Origin of the sequence: Chelativorans sp. ZYF759 (assembly GCF_012911015.1) — a bacterium.
Taxonomy (GTDB): Bacteria; Pseudomonadota; Alphaproteobacteria; order Rhizobiales; family Rhizobiaceae; genus ZYF759.
In genome coordinates this window covers 1-14,506 of record NZ_WVVV01000006.1, presented here as the reverse complement: position 1 = coordinate 14,506, position 14,506 = coordinate 1, and the positions used below count along the sequence as shown (strand labels likewise).

Genomic DNA, 14,506 nt, shown 5'->3' with positions numbered 1-14,506 from the left:
GCCCCGCCAGCCGCCCGGCTGGCGGTGCTTTTTTCGTTTGGGGTGCTGCTCTACATCGTGGCCATGAGCGAGTATCAGCCGAAATATCGCTGGCGCCACACAGGCTTCGCCAACGAGCAGGATTTCTGCTGCTGGGTTGGCGAGCGGAATGTGGGGCGCATCTATCTGGCCAACGAGATGAGCGAGGACGGCTGGCGCTGGTCAATGTATGCGCACGGCCCCGACATGGATCGCCAGGGCCGAATCACCCACGGTTATGTGGCGACGCCGCGGGAAGCGGCGCGCCACGTCGAAGAGGCGTGGGATTTCGCGAAACCGAAGGACCTGCGGATCGTCACGTCCGACCGGACATGATCTCGATGGCCGGGCGCAGCAGCTCAAGACGCTCGCGGGCCTCGGCAGGATCCTCGGCGTGCCTGTCGATGGCCGCACAAAGGCTCTCATTCAGATAGGCGGCGTCGCCGGGGCTATCGATCGCCCACGTGGCGCGCAGCGCCAAGCGTCGGCAGGCGGGTACGTCGAGCGGCCCCTCGGCGGCCAGCGCGCGCGCGAGTTCGTCAAGGGATTCTTCTGGTGAAGGCCTCATGCGGAAAGTCCCACAGGATTTGCCACGGCTGCGGCAGGATACCCCGCCAAGCGACTGATATGACGCCACATTCTGTTGCAGGACAAACCGGTCCCAAACCAGATGCGCTACCAGGCTGCGCTACGCTCCGACGCCAGGGCAGGCTCTAGAATGTCCGGCGCCCGACCGCAAGCCGAAACTGCCCACAAGCCGTCATGAGCTTGCCGCGCGCGCCGCCTTGAGGGCCTCGTCGAGGTCGGCCTTGAGGTCGGCCACGTCCTCCAGTCCGATCTGGAGGCGCATGACCGGGCCCTCCTGCGGCACCGGCGCGATGGTGCGGTCGCCGAGAAAGACGTGCACGGCCAGGCTCTCGTAACCGCCCCACGAATAGCCGAGACCGAAAATCTCCAGCGCGTCGAGGAAGGCGTGTGCGGCCTCTCTGCCGCCGCCGTCGAGCACGATGGAGAAGATGCCGCTGGCGCCGGAAAAATCGCGCTTCCACAGATTGTGGCCCGGAAAGCCCGGCAGGGCAGGGTGGAGCACCCGTGCCACGCCCGGCTGCCCCTCCAGCCAGCGCGCCAGCTCCAGGGCGTTCGCCTCGTGGCGGTCGAGCCGCACCCCCATCGTGCGCAGGCCGCGCAGCACCTGGTAGACATCGTCGGGTGCCGCGCAGCAGCCCATGGCGATGTGGGTCTCGTGCAGCTGCCCCCAGGCGGCCTCGTTGGCCGAAACGGTGCCCAGCAGCACGTCCGAATGGCCGGCGGGATACTTGGTCGCGGCATGGATAGAGATGTCGACGCCATGTTCGAGTGGGCGGAAATGGATGGGCGTCGCCCAGGTATTGTCCATCATCACGACGGCGCCCCGCGCCTTCGCCGCCCTGGCTATTGCCGGAATGTCCTGCATCTCGAAAGTGTTGGAGCCGGGCGATTCGGTGAAGACGACGCGGGTGTTCTCCTTTATCAGCGCCGCGATCTCTGCGCCCGCATGCGGGTCGTAATACTCCACCTCGACCCCAAGCCGCTTCAGCATGGTGTCGGCGAAATGGCGCGTCGGATGGTAGACCGAATCGACGATGAGAATGTGGTCGCGGGCCGACAGGAAGGCCAGCAGCGGAATGGTCACGGCCGCCAGCCCCGACGGCACGATGATGGTGCCGGCCGAGCCTTCCAGCTCGTCGATGGCCTCGGCCAGCGCGTCGCTCGTCGGCGTGCCGCGTGTGCCGTACACATATTTCTGGTTGCGACTTTCCATGGTCGCCGCGTTCGGAAACAGCACGGTGGAGGCATGCACCACGGGCGGGTTCACGAAGCCGAAATAGCCATGCGGGTCGTGGCCCGAATGCGCCAACCGCGTGTTGATTCCCTTGTGTTTCCTGCTGTCTCTATTCATAAGCGGCCCGTCCGTGCTCCGTTGCTGAGCCAGCCTTAGTCAGCGCGGCATGAAGAGGCAAGCTTGCAGGCGAAGGGCGGCAATGGTCGACTGGTCGGACGGAAAGTTGGAGAGGCCCCACGCCTGGCGGAGAGCACCGCTGCGTTTCGCGCTCGCCATGCGCGCCTATGTAATGGCGCCGTGGGGACCACGCCTCTTTCCGTGGGAGGCCACCTGGACCCGCGACATGACGCGCCTGGCGGTGGCCTTTCTGGCCGTCGCCGCGGTGCTGACCCTTCTCGATGCCTACGCCATCAATCACGTGCGCCAGACGCGCGGCATGCTGCATGTCGTGATGCACGCCATCACCGATCTGGGCAAATCGGAATGGTATCTGGTGCCGAGCCTCGTGGTCGTGCTCGTCCTGGCCGCGCTTAACTGGAAGCTCCGCGAGCCCCGCATCCGCGCGCAGCTGGCCTTCGTCTTCGCCCAGGCCGGATTCGTCTTCGCGGCCGTGGCGATCACCGGCATCGTGGCCAACATCTTCAAGCTTTTCATCGGGCGCGGCCGGCCGATCCTGTTCGACGAGGGCGGCATCTTCCAGTTCCAGCCCTTTTCGACGCAATACGCGAATCTGAGTTTTCCCTCGGGCCATTCCACCACCTGCGGCGCGCTGGCCATGATCCTCATCCTCTGGTTTCCGCGCTGGTGGCCGGCCTGGAGCGCCTGGTTCCTGGCCATCGCCATGTCGCGTGTGCCGGCGGGGGCCCATTATCCGAGTGATGTCGTGGCCGGCTTCGGGCTGGGTCTTCTCTACACGCTCTGGCTTGCCCGCTGGCTGGCGGTGCGCAAGGCCGGCTTCACGCCGCGACCCGGCAGAATGTTGCCGGCGTTGCGCCATGCACGCGCCTGGTATCTCACGCCGCGACAAAGCTGAAACGTCAAATATAGACATATCAGGCGTCAATCAGGTTTCTTGCTTGACCATCGTTACATTATCGAATTCGATGCTTGTTGCGCTGCGGGGTGTTCGCCGGCCCGGCCCGCTGTGCGCCGAAAGGGAGAGGGTTGGCGGCTGAAAACAACGAAAAGAGAAGGCTCGCATGTGCGTTGCGTGCCTCCAGAGAAGGGTAAGTGGGAAATGAAAACAGTCATCAAGGGAATTCTGGGCTCGGCCGCATTGGCAGTCGTCGCGACGGGAGCTTCGGCCTCCACGCTCGAGGAAGTGCGCTCCAAGGGTTATGTCCAGTGCGGCGTGCATACCGGCCTGATCGGTTTTGCCGCACCGAATGACGATGGCGAGTTCGAAGGCTTCGACGTCGACGTATGCCGCGCGGTCGCTGCCGCGATCTTCGGCGATGGCGATGCGGTGCAGTACACCCCGACCAACGCCACCGAGCGTTTCACCGCGCTGCAGTCGGGCGAGATCGACATGCTGTCGCGCAACACGACCTGGACGCTGAGCCGCGACACCTCGCTCGGCTTCAACTTCGCCGGCGTGAACTACTATGACGGCCAGGGCTTCATGATCAATTCGGCCAATCTGGAGGGTATCAATTCCGCCCTGCAGCTGTCCGGCGCCGCGATCTGCGTCCAGACCGGCACCACGACCGAGCTGAACCTGGCCGACTATTTCCGTGCCAACAACATGGAATACAACCCGGTCGTCTTCCAGGGTTTCGACGAGACCAACGCCGCCTATGAGGCGGGCCGTTGCGACGCCTACACGACCGACCAGTCGGGCCTGATCGCGCTGCGCCTGACGCTCGCCAACCCCGACGACCATGTCGTCCTGCCCGAGATCATCTCCAAGGAGCCGCTTGGCCCCGCCGTGCGCCAGGGTGACGACGAGTGGTTCAACGTCGTGCGTTGGACGCTGATGGCGATGGTCCAGGCCGAGGAATCCGGCATCACGCAGGACAATCTGGAAGAGATGATGGCTTCCGACAATCCGGAGATCCGCCGCATTCTCGGCCAGGAGGCTGATTCCTCCATCGGCGCGGGCCTTGGCCTCGACAATGAGTGGGTCGTCAACATCGTGCGCGAAGTCGGCAATTACGGTGAGGTCTTCGACCGTCATCTGGCGCCGATCGGCGTGCCGCGCGGCCTCAACGCCCTGTGGACCGATGGCGGCCTGATGTACGCCATGCCGCTGCGCTGATCGCGCGACGGTGATCGGGGGGCGGGCCTCGTCCGCCTCCCACATATCTCTCTTGTCCAAGGCAAGGAGTGGTCATGGCGACCGACACGAGCCTGCGCGGTAATGAACCGCCGCGTGCCAAGAAGGCCGCGCGCGCATCCTGGATCAACGACCCCTGGATACGCGGCATCATCTACCAGGTCCTGGTCGCGGTCGCTCTGATCGCCTTCGTCTACTGGATCGTCGGCAACACGTCCGAAAACCTGCGCCGCGCCAACATCTCGTCAGGCTTCGGCTTCCTCGGCGGCCGCGCTGGCTTTGATGTCAGCCAGTCGCTGATCGACTATTCGGCGGATTCGACCTTCGGCCGCGCCCTTATGGTGGGGCTGTTCAACACGCTGCTGGTGGCCGTCATCGGCATCGTCACGGCAACGTTCCTGGGCTTTCTGATCGGCGTCGGACGTCTGTCGCGCAACTGGCTGATCGCCAAGATCTGCACGGTCTATGTGGAAATCTTCCGCAACCTGCCGCCGCTGCTCGTGATCTTCTTCTGGTATCTCGGCGTGCTGTCCGTGCTTCCGGGACCGCGTGACAGTCTCGACCTGCCGTTCGAAACCTTCCTCAACAATCGCGGCTTCTTCATGCCCAAGCCCGTCTGGGGCGAGGGGTCGTGGCTCATCCCCCTGGCATTCGTCGTCGCCATCGCGCTCAGCTGGTTCGTGGCACGCAAGGCCTATCGGCGCCAGATGGCGACCGGACAGCGCTTCCCGGTGCTGCGCACCGCGCTGGCGCTGATCGTCGGCCTGCCGCTTCTGGCCTATTTCCTGGCCGGCAGGCCGCTCACCTTCGACGTGCCGGTGCTGGGCGCCTTCAATCTGCAGGGCGGCGTGCAGGTCGCGCCCGAATTCCTGTCGCTCTATCTGGCGCTGTCCTTCTACACCGCCTCCTTCATCGCCGAGATCGTGCGAGCCGGCATATTGGGCGTCAACAAGGGGCAGACGGAGGCCTCCTATTCGCTCGGCCTCCAGCCCGGGCTCACGCTGCGTCTCGTCGTGGTGCCACAGGCGCTGCGCATCATCATTCCGCCGCTGACCAGCCAGTATCTCAACTTGACCAAGAACTCCTCGCTCGCCGTCTTCATCGGCTACGCCGATCTCGTGCAGATCGGCCAGACGGTGATGAATCAGACCGGGCAGGCGATCGAGGTGGTGGCGATCTGGATGATCATCTATCTGGGCCTCAGTCTCGCGACGTCGGCCTTCATGAACTGGTACAACGCCCGTATGGCGCTGGTGGAGAGGTAGGGCCATGCAGGAACACGACCTTTCCTATGTCCGGATGGAAATGATCAATGCGCGCGAGGCGCCCTTGCGCGAACGCGGCTTCGTGCGCTGGTTCCGGGTCAATCTCTTCGCCACGCCGCTCGACACGGTGATGACGCTGCTGGGCCTGCTGTTCGTGGCCTACTTCCTGCCGCCGGTGATACGCTGGGCCTTGATCGACGCGGTGTGGTCCGGTCCCGACCGCTCCGTCTGCGCCACCGTGGCGCAGGGGGGCATCCAGCCCGATGGCTGGTCGGGCGCCTGCTGGGCTTTCGTCAACGCCAAGTTCTCGCAGTTCATGTATGGCCGTTATCCGGTCTTCGAGCGCTGGCGTGTCGATCTGACGGCGGTGATGTTCGTGGCGCTCCTGGTGCCGCTGCTTGTTCCGCGCGTACCCTACAAGCTGTGGAACGCGCTCGCCTTCTTCGTTGTTCTCCCGCTCGTCGCCTACTTCCTTCTGGTCGGCGGCGCGTTCGGGCTGCCCTATGTGTCCACCACGCTGTGGGGCGGCCTTCTCGTCACGATGGTCCTGTCCTTCGTGGGCATCACCGTCTCGCTGCCGATGGGCATTCTGCTGGCGCTCGGGCGACGATCGAAGATGCCGGTCGTCAAGATGATCTGCGTCATCTTCATCGAGACCGTGCGCGGCGTGCCGCTGGTGACGGTTCTGTTCATGGCGAGCGTCATGCTGCCGCTCTTCATGCCGACCGGCGTCACCTTCGACCGCTTCCTCCGCGCGCTTGTGGGTGTCGCACTGTTTGCCTCCGCCTACATGGCCGAGGTCATACGCGGCGGCCTGCAGGCCATCCCGAAGGGGCAGTATGAGGGCGCCTCGTCGCTCGGTCTCGGCTACTGGCAGTCGATGGGGCTCATCGTGATGCCCCAGGCGATCAAGCTGGTCATCCCGGGCATCGTGAACACCTTCATCGGCCTCTTCAAGGACACGAGCCTTGTCTACATCATCGGCATGTTCGACTTGCTCGGCATCGTGCGCCAGAACTTCGCCGACGCGAACTGGGTCTCGCCGCAGACGCCGATGTCGGGGCTGATCTTCGCGGGCTTCGTGTTCTGGATCTTCTGCTTCGGCATGTCGCGCTATTCCATCTACATGGAACGAAGACTGGATACCGGCCACAAAAGCTAGCCCGGCCGTACCATCGGCCGGGCGGGCGAAGCCGGGAACAAGACAAGGCGGAACCGCCAAAGGGGAACGAAATGAGCGAAAACAAGATCAGCGCGGAAGAACTTGCCGTCAACCGCGCCAAGATGCAGGTCTCGACCACCGACGTCGCCATCGAGATCGTCGACATGCACAAATGGTACGGCGATTTCCATGTGCTGAAGGACATCAATCTGAAGGTCATGCGCGGCGAGCGCATCGTGGTCTGCGGGCCGTCGGGCTCCGGCAAGTCCACCATGATCCGCTGCGTCAACCGGCTGGAAGAACACCAGGAGGGGCGCATCGTCGTTGACGGCATCGAACTCACCAACGATCTCAAGAAGATCGACGAGGTCAGGCGCGAGGTCGGCATGGTGTTCCAGCACTTCAACCTCTTCCCGCATCTGACCATCCTGGAAAACTGCACGCTGGCCCCGATCTGGGTGCGCAAGGTGCCCAAGAAGGAGGCCGAGGAGACGGCCATGCACTTCCTGGAGCGCGTCAAGATCCCCGAGCAGGCGCTCAAATATCCGGGCCAGCTGTCCGGCGGCCAGCAGCAGCGCGTGGCGATTGCCCGATCGCTCTGCATGAACCCGCGCATCATGCTCTTCGACGAGCCGACTTCCGCGCTTGATCCCGAGATGATCAAGGAAGTGCTGGAGACGATGGTAGGCCTTGCCGAGGAAGGCATGACCATGATCGTGGTCACCCACGAGATGGGTTTTGCCCGCCAGGTCGCCAACCGCGTCATCTTCATGGACCAGGGCCAGATCGTCGAGCAGAACGTGCCGGAGAAATTCTTCGACAATCCGCAGCACGAGCGCACAAAACTCTTCCTGTCGCAGATCCTGCACTGAGCAGCCGGCGCAATTCGCCACGCAGAGGGCTTCAGTGGCGCGGCGCGCTGCCTATATGAACCCGATGGCACGCCAGCGCGGAAGCTTGTTGAGACGTTTGGCGGTTGCCCTGGCCGGCTTCCTGTTCACCGTGGCGGCCATGGTGGCGTTGGGCATACTCGTGCCGCGCCCGCTTCTCTCGGAGCCTGGCCCGCCACAAGGCCAGCCGATGCGCGAGATCCTGGTGCTGGCCAACCCGATCCACACCGACATCGCCTTTCCCGCCGATCCGGATGTCATGGAAAGGCTGGGCTTCGTGGCCGATGACGGTCTGGAGACCGACCATCCCGGGCTCCACTGGATCCACATGGGCTGGGGCAGCCGCAGCTTCTACATCGAGACGCCGAGCTGGGCGGATCTTCGCCCCGGCTCGCTGCTGCGCGCCTTCACCATCGATGAATCGGCCATGCACGTGGAACTGGCCGGCGACATCGATCCTGCCATGGAGGGCGTGATGCCGATCGCCGTCAGCGAGGCGTCCATGTTCGCCATGCTCGACGAGGCCCTCGCCACCTTCGAGCACGACGGGGAGGGGCGGCCGATACTCATCCCGCACGCCGCCTATGGCGAGTTCGACCTCTTCTACGAGGCCGAAGGCCGCTTCAACGCGCTTTATGGCTGCAATGAATGGACCAGCCGCGTGCTTCGCGCCGGTGGCATCCGCACCGGCTGGTGGAACCCGCTGCCGCAAAGCCTGCTGTGGTCGATCCGGCTGGCGAACGATCTGGGCGAAGGCGCTTCCTGAAAGAAGAAGCCCCGCACGGCTTGGCCGGCGCGGGGCGTCGTCGATCGGACTGCGGCCGAAAGCCGTTATCAGTCCTTCTTCGCGCTCGGCGCGACGCGCAGGTGCAGTTCGCGCAGCTGCTGGGGCGAGGCCTCGGCCGGCGCGCTCATCAGGAGGTCCTGCGCCTGCTGATTCATCGGGAACATGGTCACCTCGCGCAAATTCTTGGCGCCGACCAGCAGCATTACGATGCGGTCGATGCCGGCCGCCATGCCGCCATGCGGCGGCGCGCCATACTGGAAGGCGCGGTAGAGCCCGCCGAAACGCTCCTCGACGGTCGCCGCATCGAAGCCCACCTTCTCGAAGGCCTTGACCATCACGTCCGGCAGATGGTTGCGGATGCCGCCTGACGCGATCTCGAAGCCATTGCAGACGAGGTCATACTGGTACGCCTTGAGCGCCAGCGGGTCGTCGCCTTGCAGCCCGTCCATCCCGCCCTGCGGCATGGAGAAGGGGTTGTGGGCGAACTCGATCTTCTTTTCGTCCTCGTCCCATTCGTAGAAGGGGAAGTCGACGATCCAGCAGAGCTCGAAGCGCTCGCGGTCGACGAGGTTCAGTTCCTCGCCCGCGCGCGTACGGGCAGCGCCGGCAAAGGAAGCGAATTTCTTCGGGTTGCCGGCGGCGAAGAAGCAGGCGTCGCCAGCTTCGAGACCGAGTTGCTGCCGAATGGCTTCAGTGCGTTCTACACCAATATTCTTGGCGATGGGTCCTGCGCCCTCGTTTCCACCGACATTTTCCCGCGCGACTGCGTTGATCATGTCGTCAATCCTGTCTGGATTTCCTTGATCAGAGTCGTGGGCGTCCGAGAATGACGGCCCTGACTCCATTTCTCGCCAGAAGATGTAGCCCAGCCCCGGCTGGCCTTCGCCCTGCGCCCATGAGTTCATGCGGTCGCAGAAGGCGCGGGAGCCGCCGGTCTTGGCCGGAATGGCCCAGACCTGCGCCTCGGGATCGTTGGCGAGGATGTTGGCGAAGACCTTGAATCCTGATCCGCGGAAATGCTCCGACACGTCGGCCATCTCGATCGGGTTGCGCAGATCCGGCTTGTCGGAGCCGTAAAGACGGATCGCGTCGTCATAAGCGATGCGCCGGAAGCTCGGGGAAACCGGCTTGCCCTCGGCGAATGCCTCGAACACGCCGCGCATCACCGGCTCCATGGTCGACAGCACGTCTTCCTGCTCGACGAAGCTCATCTCGAGATCGAGCTGGTAGAATTCGCCGGGCAGCCGGTCGGCGCGCGGGTCCTCGTCGCGGAAACAGGGCGCGATCTGGAAATAGCGGTCGAAGCCCGACACCATGATCAGCTGCTTGTAGATCTGCGGCGCCTGGGGCAGGGCGTAGAACTTGCCCTCGTGCAGCCGTGACGGCACCAGGAAGTCGCGCGCGCCTTCAGGCGACGAGGCGGTCAGGATCGGCGTCGAGAACTCGGTGAAGCCGGTCTCGCCCATGAGCCGGCGCATCTCGGCGATGATCTTCGTGCGCTGCACGATGTTTTTGTGCAGGCTCTCGCGGCGCAGGTCGAGGAAGCGGTATTTCAGCCTGATGTCCTCGGGATAGTCGGGCTCGCCGAAAACCGGCAGCGGCAGTTCCTTCGAGGCCGACAGCACTTCCATGTCGCGCGCGAAGATCTCGATCTCGCCGGTCGGCAGATTGGCGTTCACGGTCTCCTGAGTGCGTGCCTTGACCTCGCCGTCGACGCGGATCACCCATTCGCCACGCACCGTCTCGGCTATCTTGAAACAGGGCGAGTCGGGATCGGCCACCACCTGGGTGAGGCCGTAATGGTCGCGCAGATCGATGAAGAGCAGCCCGCCATGGTCGCGCACGCGGTGCACCCAGCCCGAAAGCCGCACAGTCTGGCCGACCTCCGTCTTCCTCAATTGAGCGCAATTGTGGCTGCGATAGCGGTGCATGGATGATCGTCCGGTGTCTGGTGTGAAGGGCGGCAGGCGCCGCGATGCGGCGGGCCCGGATTCGGGCGCGAAAAGCGCATGGGAGGGCGTTTTTGTCAAGGCTGGGAGGGATTGTGACCGGTCTGGCGTGAAACGGTGTGCAGCCGACCGATGGTGCGTTAAGGGGTTGCCGACGGCTCGGCCAGATGGAGAATTTCCCTCATGGTGTCGGATGGCCGGTTTGTCCGCCGTCCTATGTCGCCGATCCGAGAAATGGAGACGCCCGATGACCGACCTCATTGTCACGACTTACGACTGGGTACCCAAGGTACCGCGTGGCTATGTCCGGGATCTGCGCATCTGCTGGGCGCTTAAGGAGGCTGGCCTGCCATATCGCGTGGAAACCACGCCTTTCGCCACGCGCGAGGCCGATCATCTCGCACATCAGCCTTTCGCGCAGGTGCCATGGCTGACCGATGGCGACATGTCGATCTTCGAAAGCGGCGCGATCCTTCTGCATCTGGGCCACCGAAGCGACAATCTGCTGCCCGATGATCCGCAAGGTCGAAATGCGGCGATCGCATGGGTCATCGCGGCCCTCAACTCCGTCGAGATGGCGAGCGTGCCATGGTCGCTGTTTCATTTTTCCGGCGACGTAGGCGAATCGGCGGCGTGGACGCGCACCGATGCCTTCCTGCAGTCACGTCTCCAGCGACTGGAAACCGTGCTGGCAACCGGCCAATGGCTGGCGGGTCCGTTCTGCGTGGCCGATATCCTGATGGCGGACGTCCTGCGCCTCGTCGACCGGTTCGACGGGCTTGCTGCCTATCCGGCCTGTCGCGCCTATGTCGGTCGGGCAATTTCCCGCCCCGCATTCCTCAAGGCACATGCCGAGCAGATCGCGCATTATGAGGCGGCGGATCGAAGCAGGGCCTAGAGATCGATAGAGGGGCGCCGCAGCCGCACGGCTGAGGCGAGGGCGGTGGAGCGCCCCCGCCTGCTGGCGCGTCTTTATCCCAGTCTAAGCGCGATCAGCTCGAAGGGCAGGCCGTTATCGTCGGTCGGTCGGCGCCCGGTCTCCACGAAGCCGAGGCGGCGATAGAAGCCGAGCGCGGCCTGATTGCGGGCATAGACCTCGAGGTCGAGCGCCCCTTTCAGGCTCATGGCATGTGCTACAAGCAGCTGGCCGATGCCGCCGCCTTGGCGGTCGGGATCGACGAACAGCCCGCCAATATGCTTGTCCAGCAGCCCGATGAAGCCGACGGGCAAGCCTGCGCGTGTCGCCACGAAGGTCTCGGCCTTCGTCAGATAGACCTCGCCGACCAGCCGTTTTTGTTCGGCCACCAGTTCAGGCGGCAGGAAATCATGCGCCTTGAGCGAAGCGCGTAGCCAGATGTCCAGCAGGCGCGGTTTGTCGGCCGCTTCATAGGCCCGGATGGTGATGGGTTCATTGTTCAAGGTGATTGACTTTCAGTCAGGCGCCGCGACGGGCGCGCGGAAACGGCGAAACACCGGACATGGCCGGGCTTCGGTGATCTCGATCTTCAGATGATGAGGCTTCCGCGCATGAAACTCCTGGACAAAACGCGCGTCTGATAGGCGATGCGCCGCCGCGATGCAACGCCGGTGGACCGGTTGCCCTGGCACAAGAGCGTCGGGGCGCTGCGGCATCGCGTTTGACGTCTTTCGCCCCTATGGTCGCGTCGTTTCTCCGGTCCCGCCCCATGCACAGCCTGCGCCCGCTCTTTCCGCTTCTCATCACCGCCGGCATCCTGCTGGCCGGCAACGGCCTGCAGGGCACGCTGATCGCGTTGCGCGGCGCGCAGGAGGGGTTTTCGGCCGGCCTCATCGGCTTCATGGGTACGGCCTATTTCGCCGGCTTCTTCCTGGGGTGCCTGTTCATCACCCGCATGCTGCGCGAGGTGGGCCACATACGCTGCTTTGCAGCCCTGGCGGCCCTTGCCGCCAGCGGCACGCTGGCGCTGGTCATGTTCATCGATCCGGTCGTCTGGATCGTCATGCGTTTTCTGGTCGGCTTCTGCTTCGCCGGCCTCTTCACCACCATCGAGAGCTGGATCAATTCCGGCGTCGCCAATGAAAACCGGGCGAGGGCGCTGGCCTTCTACCGCATCATCGATCTGGTCTCGGTCACTGTCTCGCAGTTCATGATCCCGCTTTTCGGACCGGGCGGGTTCATCATCTTCGGCGTGATGGCCATCATGATCACCCTGTCTCTGGTCCCGGTGTCGCTGGCCGACCGCTCCAACCCGACGCCGCCGGCCGAGATGTCGCTCGATCTCAAGGGTGTCTGGGCGCTCTCGCCCTTGGCCTGCATGGGCTGCATAGTGGCAGGCCTGTCCAACAGCGCCTTTCGCCTCGTCGGCCCGGTCTATGCGGAAGGCATCGGGCTTTCCATCACCGAGATCGCGATCTTCATCAGCCTCGGCGTCATTGGCGGCGTGGTGCTGCAATATCCGCTGGGCTCGCTGTCGGACCGCTGGGACCGGCGCTGGGTGCTCTTGATCACCTCGGCGGCCTCCATGGTGCTGGCGCTCGCTTTGGCATTCCTGGCCGGACAGGACCGCATGGCAAATTTCGTCCTGATCTTCCTCTTCGCGGCCTTCGCCATGCCGATCTATTCGCTGGCCGCCGCCCATGCGAACGACTACGCCGGCAAGGGCGGCTATGTGAAGGTGGCCGCGGCCCTGATGTTCTTCTACTCGATCGGCGCCATCGTCGGGCCGCTTGTCTCCTCCTTCCTGATGGAGCGTTTCGGGCTGAGCGCGCTGTTTGTCTATTCGGCAGCCGTCTATGCGCTGTTCGTGGCGGGAACCGTCTGGCGCATGGCGGCGCGCTCCGCCTTGCCGCACGCCCAGCGCGGGCGCTTCGCCTCGCTTCTGCGCACTTCTCCCTTCTTCGTGAAGCTCGCGTATCGCGGCGACCAGCGCGCCAAGCCAACGGTGGACAGGGAAGAATCCGGTTGACGCGACCCCGTCGTTGCTTGAATTGAGGGTTCAAGATAGCGAAACGCTCGGAAATCGATGCATCTTATCACCAGACAGGACGAACTGGAGGCCGTGGTCGCACGGTTCGAGGAACAGGAATTCGTCACCGTCGACACCGAATTCATCCGCGAGACGACATTCTGGCCGATCCTGTGCCTGATCCAGATGGCCGCCCCTGGCATCACCGCGCTGGTCGATCCGCTGGCCAAGGGTATCGACCTCGCCCCCTTCTACCGGCTGATGGGCAATGAGCGCGTCGTCAAGGTCTTCCACGCCGCCCGCCAGGATGTCGAGATCATCCACCACCAGGGCGGGCTGATCCCGCAGCCGCTGTTCGATACGCAGGTCGCGGCCATGGTCTGCGGTTTTGGGGATTCCGTTTCCTACGAGCAGCTGGTCCAGAAGGTGACCGGGGGGCGCATCGACAAGTCGTCGCGCTTCACCGACTGGCGCCGCCGGCCGCTGACCGAAAAGCAGCTCGAATACGCGCTGGCCGACGTCACCCATCTGATCGACATCTACCGACATTTGGTCGGCGAGTTGGAACGCGAGAATCGCGCCCACTGGCTGAAGGAGGAGATGTCCGTCCTGACCACCCCCGCCACCTACGCGCCCGATCCCGGCGACGCCTGGAAGCGGTTGAAGCTCAGGGTCCGCAAGCCGCGCGAGCTGGCCGTGCTGCAGGTGCTGGCCGCCTGGCGCGAGGTCGAGGCGCGCGCCCGCGACGTGCCGCGCCAGCGCGTGCTCAAGGACGACGCCGTCTACGAGATCGCCCAGCAGGCCCCGCGCGACGCCGAGGCGCTGTCGCGCCTGCGCACCATCCCGAAGGGCTGGGAGCGCTCCGCGACCGCCGCCTCCATCCTCGAGATCGTCAACGAGGCGCTGGACCTCCCGCGCGAGGACATGCCCGAGATGCCGCGCCAGGTGCAACTGCCCGAAGGCACGGGCGCGGCCACCGAACTGCTCAAGGTGCTGCTCAAGCTCGTCGCCGACAAGGAGGGCGTGGCCGCCAAGATGCTCGCCTCGGGCGACGATCTCGACCGCATCGCCGCCCATGGCGAGGAAGCCGACGTCGCCGCTTTGTCGGGCTGGCGCCGCGAGGTTTTCGGCGAACAGGCGCTCCGCCTCGTGCGCGGCGAACTCGGCCTCAAATTCGACAAGCGCCGCATCCGCGTCTTCGAGACGGCGGGCAAGGCGGCTGCGGAGTAGGGGCGGGCTTTCCGCTTTCGACCTCATGCACGAACCCGCTTCGCGGGAGGGGCGCCTTGGCCTGAGATGGCGTAGTATTCGTAGTCTTTGAGCAGGTGGCGGCGGGCGACCCGACCATGGAGTTCCCTTCAACGAGAGGAACTCGCCATGGCTACCCCATCGA

The 14,506-nt window shown here is 64.4% G+C and carries 14 protein-coding genes; 10 read left to right on the top strand and 4 right to left on the bottom strand.

The annotated features are described in order from the left end of the window. Window positions 1-24: 24 nt before the first annotated feature. Complete coding sequence (locus GRZ55_RS11090; protein ID WP_169286996.1) at window positions 25-354, top strand: hypothetical protein; 330 nt, start codon at window positions 25-27, stop codon at window positions 352-354. Here GRZ55_RS11090 and GRZ55_RS11085 read toward each other — a convergent pair. Next, on the bottom strand, window positions 335-586 hold the full coding sequence (locus tag GRZ55_RS11085; RefSeq protein WP_169286995.1) for a hypothetical protein: 252 nt from the start codon (window positions 584-586) through the stop codon (window positions 335-337). The two genes, GRZ55_RS11090 and GRZ55_RS11085, sit on opposite strands and share 20 nt — an antisense overlap. Before the next feature lie 192 nt (window positions 587-778). After that, window positions 779-1,957: a cystathionine beta-lyase gene (locus tag GRZ55_RS11080; protein WP_169286994.1), complete on the bottom strand. Its 1,179-nt coding sequence runs from the start codon at window positions 1,955-1,957 to the stop codon at window positions 779-781. Window positions 1,958-2,039: 82 nt separating this feature from the next. Here GRZ55_RS11080 and GRZ55_RS11075 point away from each other — a divergent pair, with 82 nt between their 5' ends. The 6 genes from GRZ55_RS11075 to GRZ55_RS11050 all read left to right on the top strand — a co-directional run bounded on the left by GRZ55_RS11075 (window position 2,040) and on the right by GRZ55_RS11050 (window position 8,198). Then, window positions 2,040-2,873: a phosphatase PAP2 family protein gene (locus tag GRZ55_RS11075; RefSeq protein ID WP_169286993.1), complete on the top strand. Its 834-nt coding sequence runs from the start codon at window positions 2,040-2,042 to the stop codon at window positions 2,871-2,873. A 204-nt stretch (window positions 2,874-3,077) separates the two neighbouring features. Continuing rightward, complete coding sequence (locus GRZ55_RS11070; protein ID WP_169286992.1) at window positions 3,078-4,097, top strand: amino acid ABC transporter substrate-binding protein; 1,020 nt, start codon at window positions 3,078-3,080, stop codon at window positions 4,095-4,097. Between the two features lie 74 nt (window positions 4,098-4,171). Further along, window positions 4,172-5,380 carry an amino acid ABC transporter permease gene (locus GRZ55_RS11065; protein WP_169286991.1) on the top strand — a complete coding sequence of 403 codons (1,209 nt, stop codon included), beginning with the start codon at window positions 4,172-4,174 and terminating at the stop codon, window positions 5,378-5,380. A 4-nt stretch (window positions 5,381-5,384) separates the two neighbouring features. Then, window positions 5,385-6,542, top strand: a complete 1,158-nt coding sequence (locus GRZ55_RS11060) for an amino acid ABC transporter permease (protein WP_169286990.1) — start codon at window positions 5,385-5,387, stop codon at window positions 6,540-6,542. Between the two features lie 71 nt (window positions 6,543-6,613). Continuing rightward, window positions 6,614-7,414 carry an amino acid ABC transporter ATP-binding protein gene (locus GRZ55_RS11055; RefSeq protein ID WP_306785599.1) on the top strand — a complete coding sequence of 267 codons (801 nt, stop codon included), beginning with the start codon at window positions 6,614-6,616 and terminating at the stop codon, window positions 7,412-7,414. Between the two features lie 88 nt (window positions 7,415-7,502). Next, window positions 7,503-8,198 (top strand): TIGR02117 family protein, encoded by a 696-nt coding sequence (locus GRZ55_RS11050; RefSeq protein ID WP_246734688.1) that lies wholly within the window; start codon window positions 7,503-7,505, stop codon window positions 8,196-8,198. Between the two features lie 68 nt (window positions 8,199-8,266). Here GRZ55_RS11050 and aspS read toward each other — a convergent pair whose 3' ends face one another. Further along, window positions 8,267-10,150, bottom strand: coding sequence for an aspartate--tRNA ligase (gene aspS / locus GRZ55_RS11045; protein ID WP_169286988.1), 1,884 nt, complete (start codon window positions 10,148-10,150; stop codon window positions 8,267-8,269). A 265-nt stretch (window positions 10,151-10,415) separates the two neighbouring features. On the opposite strand from aspS, the gene GRZ55_RS11040 reads away from it, so the two are divergent. Beyond that, window positions 10,416-11,066 (top strand): glutathione S-transferase family protein, encoded by a 651-nt coding sequence (locus tag GRZ55_RS11040; RefSeq protein ID WP_169286987.1) that lies wholly within the window; start codon window positions 10,416-10,418, stop codon window positions 11,064-11,066. Between the two features lie 74 nt (window positions 11,067-11,140). Here GRZ55_RS11040 and GRZ55_RS11035 read toward each other — a convergent pair whose 3' ends face one another. Next, window positions 11,141-11,587 (bottom strand): GNAT family N-acetyltransferase, encoded by a 447-nt coding sequence (locus tag GRZ55_RS11035; RefSeq protein WP_169286986.1) that lies wholly within the window; start codon window positions 11,585-11,587, stop codon window positions 11,141-11,143. A gap of 266 nt (window positions 11,588-11,853) precedes the next feature. On the opposite strand from GRZ55_RS11035, the gene GRZ55_RS11030 reads away from it, so the two are divergent. Both GRZ55_RS11030 and rnd read left to right on the top strand, forming a co-directional pair. Further along, window positions 11,854-13,113: an MFS transporter gene (locus tag GRZ55_RS11030; RefSeq protein ID WP_169286985.1), complete on the top strand. Its 1,260-nt coding sequence runs from the start codon at window positions 11,854-11,856 to the stop codon at window positions 13,111-13,113. Window positions 13,114-13,170: 57 nt separating this feature from the next. Then, entirely contained in the window at window positions 13,171-14,343 is a 1,173-nt protein-coding gene (gene rnd / locus GRZ55_RS11025) for a ribonuclease D (RefSeq protein ID WP_169286984.1), read from the top strand. Window positions 14,344-14,506 lie beyond the last annotated feature (163 nt).